We start from the raw sequence: 22,184 nt of genomic DNA, 5'->3' as shown, positions 1-22,184 counted from the left end.
TCGGCGAAATGTGCGGAAGGGAAAAGGCAATGCAGCGGAACCTGTCGGCAACCCGGAGGAAGCTGCGTCTTGCGGCGGGCAGCATCGCCATGGGGCTCATGTTCGGCCCGGCTCCGGCGCTCGCGCAGGAAGAAAAACAGCCGCCCGCGCCCGTCCCGGCCCGCGAGGAGGGCGAAGGGCCCTATGACCGCCTGATCCTGCGCGGCGGCTACCTGATCGACGGCACGGGGCGCCCGCACAGGGGCCGGTCGATATCGTGATCGAGGATGACAAGATCACCCAGATCGCCGTGGTGGGCGCGCCGCTCCTCGCGATCGATCCGGAGAACAGGCCCGAGGCGGAGGGGGCGGAGGAGATCGACGTCTCCGGCTCCTACATCCTGCCCGGTTTCGTCGACACGCACCTGCACCTGCATCACGCCGAGGCCGGGCAGGGCGTTCCCTCCGACTACATCATGAAGCTCTGGCTGTCGCACGGGATCACCAGCGGCCGCGCGGTGGGCAGCGACGACACCGAATGGATGGTGGAGACCGCCGAGCGATCGGCGGCGAACGAGATCACCGGCCCGCGCCTGCAGGTCTATCCCATGTTCAACCGGGGCTCGCTCGGCATGGATGCGGCCACGACCCCTGAGGAGGCGCGCGAGCAGATCCGGGCGATGAAGCGCATGGGCGCGGACGGCGTGAAGTTCATCGGCGCGCCGGAGAACATTCTCTTCGCGGCGCTCGAGGAGGCCGAGAAGCAGGGCCTCAACTCGACCATGCACCACGCGCAGATCGCCGTGACGCAGGCGGATGTCATGGACACCTCCGCCCATGGCCTCAGGAGCATGGAGCACTGGTACGGCCTGCCCGAGGCGATGTTCGAGGACAAGCAGATCCAGGACTATCCGAACGACTACATCTACCAGAACGAGCAGCACCGCTTCGGAGAGGCGGGAAGGCTCTGGCGCCAGGCGGCGAAGCCGGGCTCGGAGCGCTGGAATGAGGTCATCGACACGCTGATCGAGCGCGATTTCGGCATCTCCCCGACCTTCACCGCCTATCTGACCAGCCGCGACTTCATGCGGATGAGCCGGGCGGTCTGGCACGACGAATACACCATGCCCGCCCTGTGGGACTGGTACCGCCCGAACCGCGACGCGCACGGATCGTACTGGTTCTACTGGACGCTCGAGGACGAGGTCGACTGGCAGGAGAACTACGATCTGTGGATGCAGTTCGTGAACGATTACAAGAACAAGGGCGGGCGCGTCACCGTCGGCTCGGACTCGGGCTACATCTACAACCTCTACGGCTTCGGCTATGTCCAGGAGATGGAGCTTCTGCGCGAGGCAGGATTCTCTCCGCTCGAGGTTCTCCACGCGGCGACGCTGGTCGGAGCCCAGCAGCTCGACATCGCCGATGAGGTGGGCTCGGTCCAGGTCGGCAAGAAGGCCGACCTCGTCATCGTCCCCGAAAACCCGCTTCAGAACCTGCACGTGCTGCTCGGTACGGGAACGATCCGGCTCAATGACGAGACCGGCGAGGTCGAGCGCGTCGGGGGCATCTCGCATGTCGTCAAGGACGGCATCGTCTACGACGCGCGCGAGCTGCGCCGCCAGATCCGGGACATGGTGGCCGAAGAGAAGGAGAAGCGGGACATCCCGCCGGGACCGATGCCCATCGCGACGGTTGCGCAAGGGGAGTGAGGCAAGCCCGCTCTCTTCCGCAGCTCTGAGAGGTATCCGTCCCGATGGAAAATCTGAAGGTCCACGAGACCTGGTCGTCCAGGCCCGCCTTCCTCTTGTCCGCGATCGGCTTCGCCGTGGGCCTGGGCAATATCTGGCGCTTCCCTTATGTCGCCGGAGAGAATGGGGGCGGCGCCTTCGTCCTCATCTATCTCGTCGTCCTCTTCTGCATCGGCGCGCCGCTCGTCGCCGCAGAGCTCCTGATCGGCCGCCGGGGCGATCTCAGCCCGATCGGCAGCATGCAGCGCCTCGCGCGGGAAGCGGGCGCGAGTTCCGCATGGGGAGGGGTGGGCGTGCTCGCGCTCGTTGCGACCTTCCTGATCCTGACCTTCTATTCCGTTGTCGCCGGCTGGGCCGCGGACTATCTCTGGCGCAGCGTGTTCGGCGGCTTCGCCGGCATCGATGCGGCCCAGTCGCGGGAACGCTTCGACACCCTCCTTGCGACGCCCTGGCGCCTGGCCCTGTGGCAGGCGGTGATGCTCGGCCTCGCGGTCATGATCATCCGGCGCGGAGTGAGCAAGGGCATCGAGAAGGCCGCGCTCGTCCTGATGCCGATGCTCTTCCTCATCCTGATCGTCATGGCGCTTTACGGCATGACGCTCGAGGGCTTCGGCGATGCGGCGGCCTTCCTCTTCGTGCCCGATTTCAGCCGCGTGACGGCGCAGACTTTCCTGATCGCCATCGGCCAGGCCTTCTTCTCTGTCGGCGTCGCAATGGGCGGGATGATCACCTATGGCGCCTATATGCCGGACCGGATCAAGATTCCGAGCTCCACGATCATCATCGCCTCGGCCGATACGCTGGTCGCGCTCGTCGCCGGGCTCGCCATCTTCCCGATCGTCTTCACCTCGGGCCTCGCGCCCGCCGAAGGCACGGGGCTCGTCTTCCAGAGCCTGCCGCTCGCCTTCGGGAACATGGCCTATGGGGGCGTGATCGCCGTCGCCTTCTTCCTTCTACTCGTCGCCGCGGCGCTGACCTCCATGGTCGCCAATCTCGAGCCGCTCGTCTCCTGGGCGGAGGAGCATGGCGGCATGAAGCGGCCGGGCGCAGCCCTCGCCTTCGGGCTCGCGATCTTCGGCGTCGGGATCGCCTCGACGCTCTCCTTCAACGTCCTGTCGGACTTCCACCCTCTGGGCGTCCTGCCGATCTTCGAGGAGATGACGATCTATGGCGCGACCGAGTTCATCGCGTCGAACCTCCTCCTGCCGATCGGCGCGCTCCTGACGGCCGTCTTCGTCGGCTGGATCGTGAAAAGAGAGGCCGCGCAGGACGAGCTGGAGCTGAGCGGCGGCGCACTGTTCGGGACGTGGCTCTTCCTTCTGCGCTTCGTCGCGCCGCTCGGCATCCTCCTGCTGATCGTCTTCGCCTTCATCGGCTGAGGGCAGGCGCCTCGACGCTGAAGATCCGCTGTTCCGGCAGCGAATCGATGTCGATCACTCGCCCCTTCGCGATCACCGCCTCGATGTCGTGGACGTTCGCGATATCGTCGAGCGGGTTCGATCCGAGAAGGACGAGGTCGGCGATCATGCCTTCCTCGATGGCGCCGATCTCATCCGCCATGCCGGCGGCGCGGGCGCCGTTGCGCGTCGCGGCCATGAGAGCCTCCATCGGCGTCATGCCGAGTTCGACCAAGCCCTCTATGGCGAGAAGCGACCCCATGCCGGCTTCCTGCTCCAGCGGCTTGGGTTCGCCGCGCAGCTCCGGCGCGTCGCCCTGATAGTTGTCGGTGGCGATGGTGACCGGGCAGCCAGCCGCAATCAGCCGCCTCGCATTGCGCCGCTGAAGCTCCAGATCGTCGCCCCGCGCTTCGGCGCGCCGGTTCTCCTGCGCGCCGGTCGCGGGCGGCGGCATCTCGGACTGCGCCGCAAGCGCGGCCTCGCGCCGCTCCAGATGCTCGGACCAGATCCGCCCGGTCAGCATGTTCGGCCGCATGGCGCACAACACGTCCTCCTCGACGATCAGTTCGATGAGGTCGTCAGGATAATCCGCACTCAGAATCTCGGGGTGCTGGATCAGGTCGATGCCCGCCTCGACGGCGAGGCGCAGCGATTCCTGGCTCGTCGCATGGGTCTCGGCGATCTTGCCGCGCTCATGGGTCTCTTCGACGATCACCTCCTGCACCCGGGGGGAAAAGCCGATCAGGACGGGGCGGCGGAAATGGCCCGAGCCGCCATATTTGATGAAGTCCACGCCCTTGTCGAGATAGGCGTTGATCGCCTCGCGGACCCCCTCGGGTCCCATATCCATCAGCTCTTCGCCGACCCCTTGGGTGATCCTGTCGTTCCAGGTCTGCTGGAAATGCGTCAGCTCGTCTTCGGGCAGCAAGGAGAAGGTGATCGAGAAGGGGCCGCCCCAGCCCACGATATTGCCCGCGACGAGCATCCGCGCGCCCGTGGCCTCGCCCGCCTCGATGCGGTCGCGCACCGCGAGAAGGGATTGCAGGTCGCCATAGCTGTCGCGGACCGTCGTCACTCCGTGGGCGAGGTGGCGCTGCGCGGATTCGAGCGCCAGTTCCTCGTTGCGGGGGCCGTAGCGGACCACGGTCTCGCGACGGCGGGCGTTCCCGTACACGGTCAGGTGCACATTGCTGTCGATGAAGCCGGGCAGGAGATAGAGGCCCGATCCGTCGATGACGGTGTCGGCGTCCTCGTCGTCCCGCGCCCTGCCGATCCTGATGATGCGCCCATCCTCGATGGCGACCGTGCGGCCGCTCATCGGAGCCGCTCCTGTTCCGTCGATCACCGTCACATCGGTGATGAGGATATCCGCTGCAGCCGCCATCCCGCTCACGGCGAGAAGAGACATGCTTACGGCGCATGCGGTCATAGCGTAACGGGCCATAGTTTTCACGATCGACTTTCCCTCTTTGCCTTCAGCGCTTCGACTGTTGCAGGCCATGCGGAATTGCACCGGACCGGACGCGACTGTCCGACCGTGATGACTTGGCAACACTCTCTTCGGGAGCGACGTCCGCCGCAGAAATCTGCGGAAAGCGCATTGACAGCCCCCGACTATGTAATACCGTATTTAGTATACTATTGCTGAGCAAGGGCCGGTGTCAGCGTGCCGGGCGGCTCGGCAGGGGAAGGGGACGGCGGGACCACCGCCGCGGCAACGGCGTCCCGCCAGCGCGGATGCCGGGGGAGGTCCGGTCGGAGCAGTTGCCGCTTCGAGGTCTGCCGGCAGTGCCGGCAGGGCGCTCCGGGCGGCGATGAGGGGCGATCGCGGCGGGCCATAAGGTCCGTATAATGAATGAGTCGAGCCGCTATGGTCAGAGGGGTAGAGAGATGACGACGAAGATCCGTTCTTGGAAGCGCAGCAGAAGGAAGGCCGCGGCCCTGGCCGGCGTGTCGGCCATTGCCCTTCTTCCCGCAGGGCCCGCCTTCGCGCAGGAAACCACCGCACAGCAGGATGAAGGCGACACGATCTACGTGACCGGATCGCGCCTGGTCAGGAGCGATCTTTCCGCGCCGAGCCCCACCACCGTCGTCGACGAGGAGGCGCTCGAGCTTTCCGGCGATCCCACGATCGAAGCCGTCCTCTACGAGTTCCCCCAGCTTTCCGGCGGCGTGACTTCCAGCGTCAACTCCGGCGGCGGCTCGGGCGTTCTCGAAGCGAACCTGCGCTCGCTCGGCGCCACGCGGACCCTGGTTCTCGTCAATGGCCGCCGCTTCATTCCCGCCAATGGCGACGGGACCGTCGACCTCGCCACGATCCCCGGCGGGCTGACCGAACGGGTCGAGATCATCACCGGCGGCGCTTCGGCCGTCTACGGATCGGATGCCATCGCCGGCGCGGTGAACTTCATTCTCGAAGACGATTACGAAGGCTTCTCGGCGGGCGTCCGCTACGGCGAAACGGGCGAGGGCGACGGGTCCTCGCAGGTCTACGAGCTGCAATACGGCGCGCAGACCGCCAGTGGCCGCGGCAACGCCGTCGTCTACGCATCCTATACGAACCGGAACCCGGTCTTCTTCGACGACCGGGAGTTTTCCAGCATCTCCCTGTCCGAACAGGACGGAGAACTCGTTCCCTTCGGATCGAGCAACATCCCCGGCACCCGGATCGCGCTCAGCAGCGCGCAGATCGCGGCGCTGGACGGGGTCGACCTCTCCACCGACAACTGCACCAACCTCCAAGGCGTCCGCTTCGGAGAGGGCGGCGGGGTCCTGTCCTATTGCCAGCCGGAGGACGGCTATAATTTCGCGGCGCTGAACTATCTCCTGCGGCCGATGGAGCGCGGGCAGATCGTCGGCATCGCGAACTTCGATGTCACGGACCGGACCGAGGCCTATACCGAGCTCTATTTCGTCGACACGCGGAACGCCTATCAGCAGGCCGAGGAGTCCTTCGCGCTGGCGACGCCGGGCCTCGAAGGGGGCGGGGTCCTCGTACCCAATTACGCCAACAACCCGATCCTGTTCGATCCGGTCCGGCAATTCCTGATCGACAATGCGGACCTCTTCGATCCGGACGGGGACGGCGATGCCCAGATCCTCAGCACGGGCCGGCGCGGCATCGAGACGGGTCCGCGCTTCTATGACTATTCGCGCCTCGCCTATAATGCGACGGCGGGCCTGCGCGGCGATTTCGATACCGGCAGCCTCAACTGGCGCTGGGACCTGTTCGGACAGTTCCAGCGCTCCCGCACCGACTCCGCCTTCGAAGGGCAGTATGTCGACGCCTATCTGTCCGCCGGCCTCGATGTCGTGGTCGACGATGAGACGGGCGAGGTGCGGTGCCGCTCGAGCATTCCGGGCTGCGTTCCGGTCAATCCGTTCGGCTTCGACTCGATCACCGAAGAGGCCGGCAATTTCATCGCGGGCACCTTCACCTCCCGCGAGATTTTCGAGCGGCACATCGTGGGCGGGTCGGTGACGAGCGTTCTGGCCGATCTTCCCGCAGGCGAACTCCCGCTCGCGGTCGGCTTCGAATATCGCGAGGACGACTACAGCTTCGATCCCGGTGCGCTCTATGCTTTGGAGAACAATCCGACCTTGGCGACCGAGGGCGGGTTCGACGTCAGCGAGGTCTTCGCGGAGACGCGGGTGCCGATCCTGGCTGGCCGTCCCTTCGCCGACGTCCTCGCGGTGGAGGCGGCGATCCGCTATTCGGACTATTCGACCTCGGGCGGCGCGACGACCTGGAAGGTGAACGGCGAATGGGGACCCGTGCCCTGGCTTCGCTTCCGGTCAGCCTATAACGAGGCGCTGCGGGCGCCGACGGCGAATGAACTCTTCTCGCCCATCGGCATCGGCTTCTCCGCGGGCGACGACCTTTGCGACGCCGATTTCTCGCCGACCCCTGCCCAGCAGGACCTCTGCGTCGCCCAGGGCGTGCCGGCGGGCGACATCTCCTCGTTCCAGCAGATCAATGTCGGCTTCGATGCGCAGTCGGGCGGCAATCCGGCCCTCGAGCCGGAGGAATCGGAGACCTTCACGGTCGGGGCGGTGATCCAGCCGCCCATGATCGACCGGCTGAACATCACGGTGGATTACTTCGATATCTCCGTGGACAACGCGATCGCCAATCTGGGGGCGCAGCAGACGGTGAATGCCTGCTTCGAATCCCTCGATATCAACAGCGCGGCCTGCCAGTCGATCAACCGGCTCGGAAACGGCCAGATCGACTATGTCGAGACCAACCTTCAGAATATTGGCGCCATCACCGTCAACGGCCTCGACGTGCAGGCGGACTACAACATTCCGCTGCCGTCGTCGGTCAGCCTGACCGGGGAAGGCGCCGATCTCGGCCTGACGGCCGTGGCAGGCTGGATCTTCGAGCGGGTGAACGAGGTGGAGGGCGCGTCCCCGCAGGATTGCGCGGGCTATTTCGGCGGCGGCTGCACCAGCTTCTCGCAATATGCCGTGCCCGACTTCAAGGCGACCTTCGGCGCGAACTATACGAGCGGGCCGATGCTCGTCCGGGCGCAGTGGCGGGTGATCGGGGATCTGGAGCTCTACCCGGACGCCAATTCGGCTTTGCCGACGGCCGACCGGCGGCACTATGTCGACCTCGCCGCCACCTACAATTTCAACGACACGTTCCAGGTCTATGGCGGCGTCGACAACATCTTCGACGAAGACCCGCCTCTTCTCGGCTTCAGCTTCGGGGGCGACGCGAACACCGACGTGACGCTTTACGACGTGATCGGACGGCGCTGGTTCATCGGGCTGCGGGCGACCTATTGAGGTGGCTTCCGGGACGGGCAGGGCTCGTCCCGGAGACCTCTCAAGGGCCGAAAGGCGCGTCGAGAGAGGGAGAGGGCTCGGTGAACCAGCGCGGGCCCTCCTCGGCCATGTAGAAGTGGTCCTCCAGGCGGATGCCGAACCTGCCAGGGACCACGATCATCGGCTCGTTCGAAAAGCACATGCCCGGGGCCAGCGGCGTGGCGTCCCCTCGCACCAGATAGGGCGCCTCGTGAATGCTCAACCCGATCCCGTGACCCGTGCGGTGGGGCAGGCCGGGCAGCGCATAGCCGGGCCCCAAGCCCCCTTCGATCAGCACATTGCGCGCCGCTTCGTCCACCGCCTCGCACGGAGCGCCGGGCCGCGCCGCCGCAAAGGCCGCAAGCTGCGCCTCGCGCTCGAGGTCCCATATCCGCCGCTGCTCGGCATCCGCTTTCCCATAGACATAGCTGCGCGTGATGTCGGAGTGATAGCCGTCCACCCTGCATCCCGTGTCGATCAGGACGACGTCGCCCTCCTCGAGGACCGGGTCGCCCGGCACGCCGTGCGGATAGCTCGTCGCCTCGCCGAAGAGGACGATGCAGAAGCTCGACCCGCTGGCGCCCAAGGCCCGATGCGCCTCGTCGATGAAGCGGCGGACCTCCGACGCCCTGATCCCCGGGCGCAGGATGCGGGCCGTCCGGCGGTGGACCTCCAGCGTCATCGACTTCGCCTGCTGCAACAGTGCGATCTCGGATGCCGACTTCACCGTGCGGCAGGCGTCGATGAGGCCGGTGCCGTCGCCGAAGCTGGCCCTGGACGCGGCGGCCCGAAGGCGCAGGACGACGCCATGCGGCAGCATCGGATCGGCGAGGACCGTCCGTGTGCCGAGGCTGTCCAGCGCATCGGCGGTCAGCCGGTGCGGGTCCTCGTGCTCTTCCCAGCCGCGGAAATCCGCCTCGATCTTCAGGCTGGCGAGCAGCGTGCCTTCCTCGAAGGCCGGCGCGATCAGGACGGGATCGCCCTCGCGCGGCACGAGGAGGGCGACGAGCCGCTCCGTGGCCGGAACGGGAATGCCGCTGAAATAGCGAAGGCTGTCGCCCGCGCCGACCAGCAGGGCGTCGGCCCCTTCCTCCGCAAGAAGGCGCCGCGCCTTATCGATCCGGGATTCGAATTCTCCGTCTCCGATCGGCGCCGCCGTGTCCGCCCATGGCTGCATGCCGCCGAGTTCGGCCTCCATGCCCGATCCGCCGATGCCATTGGTCATGCGATCCTCCTTTTTTCCTGTGAGAAGCGTTCCGCCCTCAGCGGCGCGATATCAAGTGAAGGCGCCTCGCCCGCCGCGAGCGCGGCGACGACCTCGCCGGTGACGGCCGCCAGCGTGAGGCCCAGATGCTGGTGTCCGAAGGCATAGAAGACGCGGTCGTCCCGCGCGCTCCGGCCGATCGCGGGCAGATAGTCGGGCAGGGTGGGCCGCGCGCCCATCCACTGCCGCACAGGCTCTTCGAGGGCGATGCCCAGGGCGCTGGCGTGCCGGCGCAGCGCCTTCCACTTTCGAGGATCGGGCGGCGCATCCGGCCCGGCGAACTCGACGAAGCTGGCGAGCCGCAGATGCTTCTCGAAGCGGGTGACGATGAGGCCGCGATCCTCGATCACGACGGGGGGCAGATCGGCAGGCCAGCCGCCCGGACCGCCCTCTATGTGATAGCCGCGCTCGGCGATCAGGGGGATGTCATAGCCGAAGCTTTCGAGGATTGGCCGGCTGCCGATCCCTGCGGCGATGACGACCGCGTCTTCTGTTCTCGCCTCCCCGTCATCGAGGCGCAGGCCGATTCCGCCGGGCTCGCTTCGGATGCACAGCGCCCGCTGCGTTTCCAGCGAGCCGCCGGCTTCGAGGAACCGCTCCCTCAGCGCGGCCTGAAGCCGCCAGAGATCCCTGATCTGTCCGGACTGCCGAAAGCGGACGGCATCGGCGAGCGGCCGGTGGAGCAGCTCTTCGAGGTGGCGCTTCTCGCTCGCGGCGATGTCGGTGAACTCGCGCAGGATGTGCTCGCCCCGCGACCAGGCCCTCCGGCCCTTCCTCGCCGCGCGCTCCGTCTCCCAGACGACGTAGTGGCCGTCCTGCGCGAGCAGCGCCTCCTCGCCGAGCGCGGCGAGGAGGCGGCGCCAGGCCGGCAGCGCCTCTGTCAGCCAGCGGCCGAGCACGTCCCGCCCCGCCTCGAACCTGCCGGTTGCAGCCGCAGGCAGGTAATGCCGGACGAAGGGCGCCCAGTGCCGCGCATCCCGCCACCGGAAATCGAGCGCCCCGCCGAGAAGGTGGAGACGCGATGGCGCGGACCGCAGATAGGCGAGCGAGGCCAGCGGCTCTGTCTGCTCGACGGCGATATGGCCGGCATTCCCCCAGGATGCCGCGGGTCGCGCGGCGTCTTCGTCGATCAGCGTCACCCGGTGGCCGCCGGCCTGCAGCCTGAAGGCGCAGGTCAGTCCGATGATGCCGCCACCGATGACGGCCATGTTTTTCGTCATCGCCTGCCTGCCCCGTGTTCCGTTCTCTTATCAGATACGGTATACGATATGGGAAACCGATGGAGTTTGGAATGGCCAGGACGGCAGTCGACTGGGCAGGAGTGTTTCCTGCCGCCACAACGCAATTCACCGAAGACCTCTCGCTCGACCTCGACGAGACGTGCCGTGTGCAGAAGGCGCTGCTCGACGACGGGGTGGACGGCCTCGTCCTCCTCGGCACGGTGGGAGAGAACAATTCCCTCGAACCCTCCGAAAAGCGGGACGTGCTGACGGCGGCCAAGGACGCGGTGGGCGGGCGCAAGCCGATCATCACCGGCGTCTCGGAAATGACGACCCAGCGCGCCGTGGACTATGCCAAGGACGCCGAAGCCATCGGCGTCGACGGCCTGATGGTGCTGCCGGCCATGGTCTATGTGCCGCAGGCGCATGAGCTCGTGGCCCATTTCCGCGCGGTGGCCGACGCGACGTCGCTGCCGATCATGCTCTACAACAACCCGCCAGCCTATCGCGTGAACATCGAGCTCGAAACGCTCGAAGAGCTGGCCGGGATTCCCAACATCGTCGCGATCAAGGAGAGCGCGCCCGATTCGCGGCGGATCACCGACATCATCCGCGCTTTCGGCGACCGGTTCACGGTCTTCGCCGGCCTCGACGACGTGGCGGCGGAAAGCCTGATGCTGGGCGCCAAGGGCTGGGTGTCCGGCCTGACCAACGCCTTTCCCGAAGAGTCCGTCGCGCTCGTCGCGGCCCTGCGCAAGGGCGATACCGAGACGGCGCTGGAGATCTATCGCTGGTTCATGCCGCTGCTTCATCTCGATGCGGAGCATGACCTCGTGCAGTCGATCAAGCTGTCCGAACAGATCATGGGACGCGGCTCGGAACGCGTGCGCATGCCGCGCATGCCGCTTCAGGGCGCGCGGCGCGACGAGGTCACGGCCATGGTGAAGGAGGCGGCGGAGAACCGGCCTCTCGAGGCGCGGCAAAAGGCGATGGCTGCCTGACCCGATGCGGCATCTCTTCTTCTGCATCGACGGGCACACGGCGGGCAATCCGGTCCGCCTCGTGGCCGGCGGCGCGCCGCCGCTGCGGGGAGGCACGATGGCGGAGCGGCGGGCCGATTTCCAGGCGCGCTTCGACTGGATAAGGACCAGCCTGTGCTTCGAGCCGCGCGGTCACGACATGATGTCCGGCGGATTCCTCTATCCGCCGACGAGGCCCGATGCGGATATCGGGATCTTGTTCATCGAGACGAGCGGCTGCCTGCCAATGTGCGGGCACGGAACGATCGGGATCGTGTCCTTCGGTCTGGAGAACGGCTTCATCCACCCGCGCGAGCCGGGGCAGCTCACGATCGAGGTCCCCGCGGGGCTCATCACCGTCCGCTACCAGGTCGAGGAGGGGCGGGTCGCGCATGTGCGGATCCGCAACGTCTCGAGCTATCTCTTCGCCCGCGATATCGTGCTGGACGTCGACGGGCTCGGCCCGCTGACGGTCGATATCGCCTATGGCGGCAATTACTACGCCATCGTCGAGCCGCAGCCGGGCTTCGACGGCCTCGACGGCATGTCGGCGCGGCGCCTGGTCGAGCTCAGCCGCCGGGTTCGGCAGGCCGCCCGCGAGGCGGTGGAGCCGGTCCATCCGCTGATCCCCACCATCCGCGGCGTCAGCCATGTCATGTGGACAGATGCGCCCAGGGCGCCTGGCGCGGATGGCCGGAACGCCGTCTTCTACGGCGAGAGCGCGATCGATCGCAGCCCGTGCGGCACCGGCACCTCCGCCCGCATGGCGCAGCTCGCCGCGAGAGGCAGGCTGCGGGCGAAAGACAGCTTCGTCCATGAAAGCTTCATCGGCAGCCGCTTCACCGGACGGATAGAGGACACCGCGGAGGTCGGCGGCTACGAGGCGATCGTGCCCAGCATCGAAGGGTCCGCGCGGATGACGGGGTTCAACACGATCTGGGTGGACCGGGAGGACCCGTTCTGGGCGGGGTTCCAGGTGACCTAGCGAAATGTTCGCACTCACGAAACGCCTTGGAACTTTCCGAGCGCGTTGGTAGGGGCGCATCTGCCTGCCACAGTGCGGCGCCGCACGATGAAGATATCGCCCGTGACTGCCTCCCGTTCCGCCGCCCCGGCGCTCCAGTTCGAAGTGCGGACGATCTCGGACCGCCTAGTCGACGTCATCCGCGACATGATCCTGGCAGGGGAGATCGAAGTGGGCGTCCCGATCCGGCAGGACGCCTTGGCCTCTCAGCTGAAGGTCAGCAAGATTCCTCTGCGCGAGGCGCTGGCCCGGCTGGAGCAGGACGGCCTCGTCGTCTCCCACCCCAATCGCGGCTTCTTCCTGCGCCCCCTGTCGGCCGGGGAGGCCGAAGAGGTCTATGCCCTGCGCCTCCGGCTGGAGCCCGACGCCACGGCGGCCGCGGCGCTCGAGGCGACCGAGGAGGAGCGGGCGGCGGCGGTGCGGGCGCTGGACCTTCTCGATCAAGGCGCCTCGGCCCATGAGCCGACGGTCGGCGCGCTCAACCGCGCCTTCCACCTGGCGCTCGTCACGCCCTGCAAGAAGCGCCTGACGACCGAGATCGTCACGCGCCTCAACGTCATGGCCGACCGCTATGTCGGCAAGCATCTCGAACCGCAGGGGCGCCATGTCCGCGCGGAAGAGGAGCACCAGAAGATCCTCGATGCCTGGATGGCGCGGGATGCGGATGCCGTGAGGGACCTCGTCCGCCGGCATATCGAATGCACCTTGTCGGACCTCCGCGTCGAACTCGACCAGGCCGAGGGCTGATCGGGCCGTTCAGGCCGGAAGCAGGCGGCAGCCGAAGGCGGGACCCGCCGTGTGCCCTGTCTCCGGCTCGAACCGGATGCGCACCTTGTCCTTGCCGCGGGTGAGTTCGGCCGGGATGCGGTAGCGGCGCTCGATCCATTCGCCGCTTTTCTCGCCTTGAAGGGTCTGGCGAGCGATTTCCTCGCCGTCGACGAGGATCGCGAAGGCGCGTTCCCGCTCTCCGCCCCAATAGGTCGCCTGCAGGATGTGCGGCCCTTCGCCGACCTCCATGTCGAAGGCGAAGAAGCCGCCGGTGCGCGCATCGCGTCCCGGGCGTTTCCGGTACTCCACCGCATAGGAGATGTCCGATTCGAGCCCGTGCGCCTCCTCGCTCTCCGGATCGCCGAGCACGACGAGATCGACCGATCGCGCATCGAGAGCGGCCAGCGCCGCTCTTTCCGCATCGAACGCCGCCCGCGCATCCTCCCACTCGGCAGGCGAATAGGCGCTGAAATAGACCGCCGTGGACCGGTCATGCATCTCGTAGAAGGGCGCGAATTCGAGGTCGAAGGGTTCGGCCACCCCTGCCGTCCGGAAGCGTCCGGGGCGCCCCTCGATCGGGGAGAAGCCCGAGAGCGGATCGTCCGTGACGAAGGCGGGGGCGGGCAGGGCGTATTCGCTGCTGTCCGGTCCGAGATCGGCCGCCAGCACGAGGGGGCCGTAAAGCACCGCCACGGTCTTCGGGTCGTCCGGCGTCGCCTCGAGGCGCAGGCGCATCGGCAGGTCCAGCACGATTTCGTCGCCCGCGCGCCATTGCCGGGTCAGGACGGCATAGCCCGCCGCATTGCGCGAAAGCCTTTCGCGCTGCCCGTTCACGCTGACCGCCGCGTCTTCCGCCCATGCCGGAATGCGCAGGGCGATGTCGAACCTCTCGGTTTCCGGCAGTTCGTCCAGCCGGATCTTCACCTCGCCTTCATAGGGATAGCCCGTCCGGGTGGAGATCTTCGCCGCGCGCTCGGGCCATTGCGCGACGGAGGGGATATAGAGGTTCACGTGCAGGCGATCCTGCGAGGCCCAGTAGATCGAGTCGCCATGCTTGGCATGGCTTTCCATTCCCGTCCCGACGCAGCACCAGAAGGAATCGAAGGGCTCGGAGAAGGACCGGTGCGCGCCCGCCATCAGCGGCACCATATAGGCGAACATGCCGTCTTCGGGCCGGTGCTGGGCGAGGATGTGGTTGAAATGCCCGCGCTCGTAATAGTCGAAATAGGCCGCGCTCGGACGTTTCTTGTAGAGCTCCCGCGTGAGCTTCAGCATGTTGTAGGTGTTGCAGGACTCGCAGGTCTCCTCGGTGATGTAATGCGAGATCGAGTTGGATTCCTGGAAATATTCCCGGTCGGCATTGCCGCCGATGACATAGGTGCGATGGGCCGTCACCGTGTCCCAGAAGAAGGATGAGGCGGTGTCATAGCGCTGCTTGCCCGTGATCTGGTGCAGGCGGGCGAGGCCGATCAGCTTGGGGATCTGGGTGTTGGCGTGAAGATGGGACAGCTCGTCCCGCCGATGCGCCAGCGGGTCGAGCACGGCCCGGTGATAGAGGCGCTCGGACAGCCGCAGCCAGCGCGGATCGCCCGTGCGGGCGTGAAGGTCGGCGAGGCTCTCGTTGATCCCGCCATGCTCGCAGCTCAGGACCTCCTGCATCTGCGCATCGGTGATTTGCGAGAAGATGCCTTCGAGATAGCCTGCCAGCCCTTCGGCCACGGCCACCGCGCGTTCGTCGCCGAGCAGGCGGTCGGCATGGTGGAGCCCGGCGAACAGCTTGTGCCAGTTGTAGAGCGGCGCCCAGGAGCCGTTGATGTAGAACTTGGCGGGCCGGATATCGCCCTCCGCGATCTCCTCGAAGACGCGGCGGCCGGATTCGATCTCCCCGTCCTCCGCCTTGCGGGTGAAGCCCGCGACATAGCCGTCGCCGCCGGCCTCCTGGCACGCCTGCAATTCTCCGACGATGTAGCGGGCGCGCTCGCGGCACTCCTCGTTGCCGGTCTGCGCATGCATCAGGGAGAGGGCGGTCAGATAATGGCCGAGCGTGTGCCCGGCGATCGTGTCGTCCTCCCAGCCGCCATAGATCGGGGCCTTGGGTTCGAGGCCCGCATAGAGGCGAAAATTGTGGAGCAATCGGTCCGGCTCGAGGCGGAGAAGATAGTCCAGGTTCGCCTCCACCGCCCTCAGGAAAGGGGAGGGAAGGAGGTCCACCCTGTCGAGCGGCACGGGTGCGCTCTTGCCTTGCGCCAGCGCCTCGGCGCGAAGAAAGGGCAGGGACGCGGCGGTCGCGAGGAGCGCCGCCTTTGCGCTGCCGCCGAGGACGTCACGGCGCGAGAGATGGCTGTTCAGCATGAGTGGCCCTTGAGTTCCCGCTCTACGGAATACAGTATACGATCATAGCGAGGGCGCCCGTCAAGCAGCTGCGTCCTATCTTTCGAACCAGCGATTGTGAGGCAGACATGGCACTCACCGGCGATCTGATCCTCGGCGGCCGCCGCGCGGCCACCGGCGACACCTTCACGGCGCGCTCTTCCGAAACAGGCGAGGCGCTCGAAACCGAATTCAGCCAGGCAGGGCCCGAACAGGTCGAAGAGGCCTGCGCGCTCGCGGCGGCCGCCTCCGAACCTTACGGCGCCACTTCCCCGGACGAGCGGGCAGCGTTTCTCGAGGCGATCGCGGAGGAGATCGAGGCGCTCGGCGACCCGCTCATCGAGCGGGCGATGGCGGAAAGCGGCCTTCCCCAGGCGCGGCTTCAGGGCGAGCGCGGACGGACCTGCGGCCAGCTTCGCCTCTTCGCGCAGGTGGTGCGGCGCGGCGACTGGCTCGGCCTGAGGCTCGACACGCCGCTGCCCGATCGCGAGCCCTTGCCGCGGCCGGACCTGCGCCAGCGCAAGATCGCCCTCGGCCCGGTCGCCGTCTTCGGTGCCAGCAATTTCCCGCTCGCCTTCTCGGTCGCTGGCGGCGACACGGCCTCGGCCCTCGCGGCGGGGTGCCCGGTCGTGGTCAAGGGCCATCCGGCTCACCCCGGGACGAGCGAGATGGTCGGCAGCGCCATCGCCGAGGCCGCAGAGAAGACAGGCATGCCCGAAGGCGTCTTCTCCCTCCTGCAGGGCGATGCCGCGCTCGGCGCGACGCTCGTCTCCGATCCGCGCATCATGGCCGTCGGCTTCACCGGATCGCGCAAAGGCGGCCTCGCCATCCGCGACGCCGCAGCGAAGCGGGACGTGCCGATCCCCGTCTATGCCGAGATGAGCAGCGTGAATCCCGTCCTCCTCATGCCCGGCGCGCTGTCCGCCAAGGCGCAGGAGCTGGGTCAGCAATTCGTCGCTTCGCTCGTCCTAGGGGCGGGGCAGTTCTGCACCAATCCGGGCATCATCCTCGCCGTGGAGGGCCGAGATCTCGACAGCTTCGTCGAGGCGGCGCGGGATGCGCTCGAACAGGCGACGCCGCAGGTCATGCTGACCGACGCGATCTGCAAGGCCTATCACGATGCCGTCGAGGCACTCGTGGGTAGGGACGATGTGGAGCTGATCGCGCGGGGGCCGCAGAGCGACGCGCCGAACCGGGGGCAGGCGGCGCTGTTCACCGTGCCGGGCGATCTGTTCTTGCAGGACGAGAGCCTCGCCGACGAGATGTTCGGCGCGGCCGGGATCGTCGTGCGCTGCCGCGACGTGGACCAGTTCCGCAAAGTCCTTGAGGGGATGGAAGGACAGCTGACGGCGACGCTGCACCTGACCGAAGAGGATCACGAAGCCGCGGCGGCGCTCATGCCGCTTCTCGAACGCAGGGCCGGGCGCATCCTCGCGGGCGGCTGGCCCACGGGCGTCGAGGTGTCCGATGCCATGGTCCATGGCGGCCCGTTCCCCGCGACCACGGACTCCAGAACCACCTCGGTCGGCACGCTCGCCATCGACCGCTTCTTGCGGCCGGTCTGCTATCAGAGCCTGCCAGAAGCGCTCCTCCCGCCGGCGCTGCGCGACGGCAACCCCTATGGCGCGCCGCGCCTCGTGGACGGAAAGTGGGAGCGCTAGCGGCCAGCCGGGACGAGCGTGACGGCCACGGGCTCGTCTTCTAGCGGAATGACGAAGGCTCGGCGGCTCTCGGCCAGGGGCGCGGACGGCCGGTAGGCGGCTGGCTCCCCCGCCGCTTCCGCTCGAAGCCGCGCCTGCGGCGTGTACGGATCTGCCGGGGCGAGGGTCAGCGTCACCTCGCCGGTCTCGGGCTCATAGGCCACCGCTTCGAGCGTTCCCGCTTCGAGCTCCAGCCAGAGCGCGGCAGGCGCGACGAAGGCCCGCCTTCGCCCGCTGTCGCGCGGCCGCATGACGAGATCTCCGTCTGCGCCCTCTTCGAGGAGGCCGCCGAAGGCGAGCCAGCCAAAGACCTCGTGATCCAGAAGATAGCTCGCCGTCGCGAAGGCATGGCCGAAGAAGCCCATGCCGTAATCGCCCGAATAGGCATCGAACCGCCGCATGTCCGGAAAGGAATGATAGGCGGCGGAGGCAAAGCCTTCCTCGTCGATATTCGTCAGGCTGCCCATCAAGCCGCCATAGGCGACCCGCAGGAGGTGGAGGTCCGAAGGATCCTTCCGGTAATCCGCGAACAACGGCACCGCGTTCAGCGCCGATCCGTAATGATGAAGCTGCCGCTCGATTCGGCGGGTCTTTCCCGCATAGAGGAAGTCCCAGAACCGGCGCGCGCTGCCATTATAACCCCAATGCGGGATCAGCGGGTCATAGGCGAGGATGACCTCCCGCGTGCGGTCTGCTTCGCGCTCATGGCCGAAATAGCGCATCCAGGCATGAACCTCCGGCTGGCCGGTGGAATCCCACGGCATCTCGCTTTCGAAGGGATAGGGCAGGCCCCGCCAGACCTTCACCCGCTCTCGCATGACCCGTTCGAGTTCGGCGCCTTCGGCGGTCAGGCCCTCTCTCTTCAGATCCCGGAGGATCGCGACATGCACGTCGCCTTCCATCTGTCCGAACTGCGCATAGCGGGGGGCGAGGCGCGTCATGGCGACGGCCGTGCGGCCGGCGCGGGCGAGGTATTCCCGCCAGTCGCCCTCGACCAGCCCCGCATGATCGCGCGCGAGGCGGTAGAGCACCCACTGCGCCGCCGCGACATGGACGTAATTGAACGAGCGGACGGCCGAGGCCGCTTCCTCCTCGTCCCAGGACGCCCAGCTCGACCAGTCGGTGTCCGGGTCGTAGTAACCGTCAGGCGCGCCTTCGGGGTCGTGGAAGAACAGGCTCTTGCGCACGCCCCCCGCCAGAGGCCCGTCCTTGTACTGCAGGCGCCCGTCGATGAAGCGGCGGTAGAAGTCCTCGAACAACGTGGCCTCTTGCGGGTCGGGCGCGATCAGCTGCTTCATGATCAGGGCGAGCCAGGCGCCCGCGCCGCCCTCATCGCTCATCCCCGCGATCCACACGCGCGGGTCCTGCGTGACGACCGCTCCGGCCTCGCGGTCATAGGTGAGGATGCCGCCATCGCGTCCGAACGGGTCGCCGGGGTCGTCGAGCACGTGGCGGGTGGCGAGAAACTCTCCGAGCCTCTCCACCGCATCTCGCATCGGCTCGGTGACGAAGTAGTGGACGGTCTGAACCGACCCGTCCTCATAGGCGAGCGTGAGGCGGGCCTCGCCGACATTCCGGCCCTCGACCTCGAAGCGCTGCCAGTCATCGGGGCCCTCCTGCCGCGTCACGTCGAGGGCGCCTTCGGGACTGACCGAGATCCGGCCGACCGGTGAGGGCGCGTTGACAAACAGCGCCGCGGGCAGGTCCTGCGGCACAACATAGCCGGGCATGCCGACGGCGACGGGATGCTCATGCGCTGCGAGCGTTTCCTCGATCCGGCGGATGCTCGGCGACAGGACGAAACGGAGGCCGAAGCTGCGGGAGGCGCCGGGCGGCAGCGGGATCGTAGAGGTGTGGTTCCAGCTCGCATCGGCCGGCCACTCCTCGCCGAAATGCGCGCCGCTGACCGCGAGCCAGGCATAATGGCCTTCGAAGGTATGCCCCCGCGGCGTGCACTCCGCCAGAAGCGTCGGGACGCAGACCGCTTCCTCCCCCTCGCCGCGGCGCTCCGCATCGAGGATCGGCCGATAGTCGAGGAACGGCGTGCCGCGCTCCGGCAGGACGAGGAGGGCGGGGCCTTTTCCGTTCAGCCGGGTGACCTGCAGATAGCCGGCGTCGCGGCCGGGATAGGGATCTGCGAAGACCGCCTCCTCATGCGCCTCTGCGAGCGTCCGATCTGTGAGGATGTTGTCGAAGGCCATGGCGAGGCCGATCCCGCCGAGTTCCACGGCTTCGGCGGAGGAATTGGTCAGCGTGAAGCGCAGGATCAGCTCGTCATCCCGCCGCAGCCATCGCCGCTCCAGGCTCAGGGGGAAATCGTCCGGCAGCGCCCGCGAAAGGTCGGCCGCCGCGAGAACGCTTTCCCCGTGCGGCAGGGGGGCAACGCGCTCCCGGGAGAGGGCGGTCGAATAGTCGCGCCAGCGCTCAGCGCCCTCCGCCCTCAGCCGGATGTCGATATCGCCCAGGCGGTAATGGCCGCCCCTCGCCGTTCCGACGGGAACGAAGCTGAAGCCCGGCTCGGCCGCAGGCGCCAGCCCGACAGCGACATGCGCGTTCGGATCGAGCTTCACCTCCAGAGCCGGCTGGGCCGAGGCCGGCCGCGATACGGCAAGGGCGGCGAGCGCCAGGAGGAGCGCAAAGCCCTTCGCGCAAGGCGGCATCGTCATCGCTCGCCTTCCGCATGGGGAGACCGGCCGCCATCGGCGATGAAGCCGTCGATGCGCGCCGCGAGCACGGGCAGCGGGACGCCGCCCATATCGAGGATCGTGTCGTGGAAGGCGCGGATGTCGAAATCCCCTCCCAGGGCATCCTCTGCCTTCTCCCGCGCCTCCTCGATCGCCATCATGCCCGTGTAATAGGACAGCGCCTGTCCGGGATTGGTGATGTAGCGGTCGATCTCGGTCGTGATCTCGTGCTCGCCGATGGCGGTGTTGTCGAGGAGGTAGCGGATCGCCTGATCTCGGCTCCAGCCCTCGGCGTGCAGCCCGGTATCCACCACCAGCCGCGCGGCGCGCCACATCTGATAGCTCAGCATGCCGAACATGTCGTAGGGCGTCTCGTAGAGGCCCATCTCGATGCCGAGCTTCTCGCAGTAAAGCGCCCACCCCTCGCCATAGGCGGAGATATAGACCTCGCGCCGGAACTCCGGCCGAGCCTCGTTTTCAGCCGCCAGCGAGGTCTGGAAGGAATGCCCCGGCGCCGACTCGTGCAGGGTCAAAGCCCGCAGCGAATAAAGCGGCCGGGTCGAGAGGTTATAGGTGTTCAGCCAATAGGTGTCCCGCCCCCCGGCCGCGCCCGAGGTGAAGGGCGCGATGTCTGGCGGGAAGGCCTCGATCGTGAAGCGCGAGCGGGGCAGGCGGCCGAAATAGTCGCCCGCCACGCCGTCGAACTGCTTCGAGATCCAGGCCGCTTCCTTGAGATAGTCGGCGGGCGTTTCGGCGTAGAACCGCGCATCAGAGCGCAGGAAGGCGAGGAAGTCGGAGAGGCTGCCCTTGAACCCGGCCTGCTCCATGACGTCCATCATCCGCTCACGGATGGCGGCGACCTCTTCGAGGCCGATGGCATGGACTTCACCGGCGGTGCGGTCGAGTGTCGTATACTGACGGACCTTCCAGCCGTAATAGGCTTCGCCGTCCGGCAGGTCTGACGCGGCCAGTGTCTGGCGGCTGTTCGGGATGTACTCGTCCCGGAAGAAGGCCAGGAGATCGCGATAGGCGGGGATCACCGATCCCTCGATCACCGCCGCCGCCTCCTGCCGCAGGGCCTCCTGCCGTCCGGCGGGAATGGCCGCGGGCATCTCCTCGAAAGGAGCATGGAAGACGACGTCTCCGGGCCGTGCGGCATTGGCGATGGCCGCCAGCATCTCCTCCCGGCCCTGCAGCGCGACCCTCGCCGGGGTGAAGCCGCGGGCGAGGCCGGCCTCCATGTTCTCCCGCTGCTGGGCGAAATAGCGGGGGATTTCGCCGAGGAGGGTGAGGTAGTTGCGGTAATCGTCCTCGGTGCGGAGCGGGCGGCGGCTCATATAGGCGAGGCCGGTCCAGAACCCGCCCGAGGAATTGAGCGGGATCTCGTATTCGCGAAAGCGCTGCGCGGCGATCAGGTCCTCGATCTGCGCAGCGTAGACTGCATGGTCGATCCGGGCCCGGCGGGAGAGGCCCGACGGGTCGATCGCTTCCAGCTCGCGCTGCACCTCCTCCCAATAGGCCAGTTTCTCGGCCTGCGCCTCGGGCGAGACATCGGGCAGGTGGCGCGGCATCACGTCTCCGCTGCCGAGCGAGCGCGCCTGCCGCCACGTCCATTCTTCCTGGTAGAGTCGCTCGAAGGCCTCTTCCGGTCCGGATTGGGCGGCAGATGCCGGGAAGAAGGCGCCGAGCAGCAAGACGACGAGGATGCAAACCACTTTCATTCCGGCCTCCCGAGGAAAATCGTATACAATCTTCGAACAGCCGGGTCCGGCTGGCAAGGCCGGGAGATGCAGCCGGGGCGCGGCGTGTTCGGCAGGCGGCAAGGGAGAAGCGTGCAGAATGAGCGGGACGAGCGCTGGAAACGAGGGGCGGACGGAGGACGGCGCGCCGCAGCCGCCGCCGGGCTTCCTGCGCCGCTTTCTCGCTTTGCCGCGAGGCTATAGCTCGGGCCTCTATGAAGGGCGGCGCTATGGCGTCACCCGCCGGTCCTCTTCGAACGGCCGCCGGCACTGGCTCTACGCCGAGGAGCTGGGCGGCCGCGACCGCATCAGCCTCAATCTCTACCTGCTGGAGCGGTCGGGAGCGCGGCTCAAGCCGTGCGAGATGCCGGCCGGAAAGGTGGTGGACTTCGTTCTCGGCTATGCCCCGAGCGATGTCTGAGGCGGACGGCAGGCGCAGCATCGCATTGACGCCGGTC

Annotated in this window: 15 protein-coding genes; 9 read left to right on the top strand and 6 right to left on the bottom strand. The window is 67.4% G+C overall.

Annotated features, from left to right (window positions below; genetic code table 11):
* Positions 1-29 precede the first annotated feature (29 nt).
* From IE88_RS18490 to IE88_RS0102075, 3 genes are read left to right on the top strand one after another with little or no spacing between them, the layout of a single operon-like run.
* On the top strand, positions 30-260 hold the full coding sequence (locus IE88_RS18490; RefSeq protein ID WP_202900397.1) for a hypothetical protein: 231 nt from the start codon (positions 30-32) through the stop codon (positions 258-260).
* Positions 257-1,690 (top strand): amidohydrolase family protein, encoded by a 1,434-nt coding sequence (locus IE88_RS16180; protein ID WP_202900396.1) that lies wholly within the window; start codon positions 257-259, stop codon positions 1,688-1,690. Before IE88_RS18490 ends, IE88_RS16180 begins: the two co-directional genes overlap by 4 nt.
* 44 nt (positions 1,691-1,734) lie before the next feature.
* Positions 1,735-3,108: a sodium-dependent transporter gene (locus tag IE88_RS0102075; protein WP_036766311.1), complete on the top strand. Its 1,374-nt coding sequence runs from the start codon at positions 1,735-1,737 to the stop codon at positions 3,106-3,108.
* Here IE88_RS0102075 and IE88_RS0102070 read toward each other — a convergent pair.
* On the bottom strand, positions 3,098-4,534 hold the full coding sequence (locus tag IE88_RS0102070) for an amidohydrolase family protein (RefSeq protein ID WP_202900395.1): 1,437 nt from the start codon (positions 4,532-4,534) through the stop codon (positions 3,098-3,100). The two genes, IE88_RS0102075 and IE88_RS0102070, sit on opposite strands and share 11 nt — an antisense overlap.
* Before the next feature lie 482 nt (positions 4,535-5,016).
* On the opposite strand from IE88_RS0102070, the gene IE88_RS0102060 reads away from it, so the two are divergent.
* Positions 5,017-7,920, top strand: a complete 2,904-nt coding sequence (locus tag IE88_RS0102060; RefSeq protein ID WP_081871355.1) for a TonB-dependent receptor plug domain-containing protein — start codon at positions 5,017-5,019, stop codon at positions 7,918-7,920.
* A gap of 40 nt (positions 7,921-7,960) precedes the next feature.
* Here the strand turns inward: IE88_RS0102060 and IE88_RS0102055 are convergent, their stop codons facing one another.
* Both IE88_RS0102055 and IE88_RS0102050 read right to left on the bottom strand, forming a co-directional pair.
* Positions 7,961-9,163, bottom strand: coding sequence for a M24 family metallopeptidase (locus IE88_RS0102055; RefSeq protein ID WP_031549587.1), 1,203 nt, complete (start codon positions 9,161-9,163; stop codon positions 7,961-7,963).
* Entirely contained in the window at positions 9,160-10,422 is a 1,263-nt protein-coding gene (locus IE88_RS0102050) for an NAD(P)/FAD-dependent oxidoreductase (RefSeq protein WP_031549585.1), read from the bottom strand. Before IE88_RS0102050 ends, IE88_RS0102055 begins: the two co-directional genes overlap by 4 nt.
* Positions 10,423-10,493: 71 nt before the next feature.
* Here IE88_RS0102050 and IE88_RS0102045 point away from each other — a divergent pair, with 71 nt between their 5' ends.
* The 3 genes from IE88_RS0102045 to IE88_RS0102035 all read left to right on the top strand — a co-directional run bounded on the left by IE88_RS0102045 (position 10,494) and on the right by IE88_RS0102035 (position 13,212).
* Entirely contained in the window at positions 10,494-11,423 is a 930-nt protein-coding gene (locus IE88_RS0102045) for a dihydrodipicolinate synthase family protein (protein ID WP_031549582.1), read from the top strand.
* 4 nt (positions 11,424-11,427) lie between these two features.
* On the top strand, positions 11,428-12,426 hold the full coding sequence (locus tag IE88_RS0102040) for a 4-hydroxyproline epimerase (RefSeq protein ID WP_031549580.1): 999 nt from the start codon (positions 11,428-11,430) through the stop codon (positions 12,424-12,426).
* 186 nt (positions 12,427-12,612) lie between these two features.
* Positions 12,613-13,212 carry a GntR family transcriptional regulator gene (locus tag IE88_RS0102035; protein WP_420330123.1) on the top strand — a complete coding sequence of 200 codons (600 nt, stop codon included), beginning with the start codon at positions 12,613-12,615 and terminating at the stop codon, positions 13,210-13,212.
* Positions 13,213-13,221: 9 nt separating this feature from the next.
* Here IE88_RS0102035 and IE88_RS0102030 read toward each other — a convergent pair whose 3' ends face one another.
* Positions 13,222-15,585 carry a glycoside hydrolase family 127 protein gene (locus tag IE88_RS0102030; RefSeq protein WP_031549575.1) on the bottom strand — a complete coding sequence of 788 codons (2,364 nt, stop codon included), beginning with the start codon at positions 15,583-15,585 and terminating at the stop codon, positions 13,222-13,224.
* 107 nt (positions 15,586-15,692) lie between these two features.
* On the opposite strand from IE88_RS0102030, the gene IE88_RS0102025 reads away from it, so the two are divergent.
* Positions 15,693-17,264: an aldehyde dehydrogenase (NADP(+)) gene (locus tag IE88_RS0102025; RefSeq protein WP_031549573.1), complete on the top strand. Its 1,572-nt coding sequence runs from the start codon at positions 15,693-15,695 to the stop codon at positions 17,262-17,264.
* On the opposite strand, the gene IE88_RS0102020 is transcribed toward IE88_RS0102025, so the two are convergent.
* A complete protein-coding gene (locus IE88_RS0102020) occupies positions 17,261-19,969 on the bottom strand; it encodes a DUF5695 domain-containing protein (protein WP_036766307.1) in 2,709 nt (902 codons plus the stop codon). The genes IE88_RS0102025 and IE88_RS0102020 overlap by 4 nt on opposite strands.
* Entirely contained in the window at positions 19,966-21,708 is a 1,743-nt protein-coding gene (locus IE88_RS0102015; protein WP_031549569.1) for a DUF885 domain-containing protein, read from the bottom strand. The genes IE88_RS0102020 and IE88_RS0102015 overlap by 4 nt, the downstream gene beginning before the upstream one ends.
* Positions 21,709-21,826: 118 nt before the next feature.
* On the opposite strand from IE88_RS0102015, the gene IE88_RS0102010 reads away from it, so the two are divergent.
* Positions 21,827-22,147, top strand: coding sequence for a hypothetical protein (locus IE88_RS0102010; RefSeq protein WP_238319245.1), 321 nt, complete (start codon positions 21,827-21,829; stop codon positions 22,145-22,147).
* Positions 22,148-22,184: the final 37 nt, after the last annotated feature.

This window comes from Parvularcula oceani (genome assembly GCF_000733125.1).
Classification (GTDB): domain Bacteria; phylum Pseudomonadota; class Alphaproteobacteria; order Caulobacterales; family Parvularculaceae; genus Parvularcula; species Parvularcula oceani.
The sequence above is the reverse complement of the archived record's forward strand: the minus strand, read 5'-3'. Positions and strand labels throughout refer to the sequence as shown.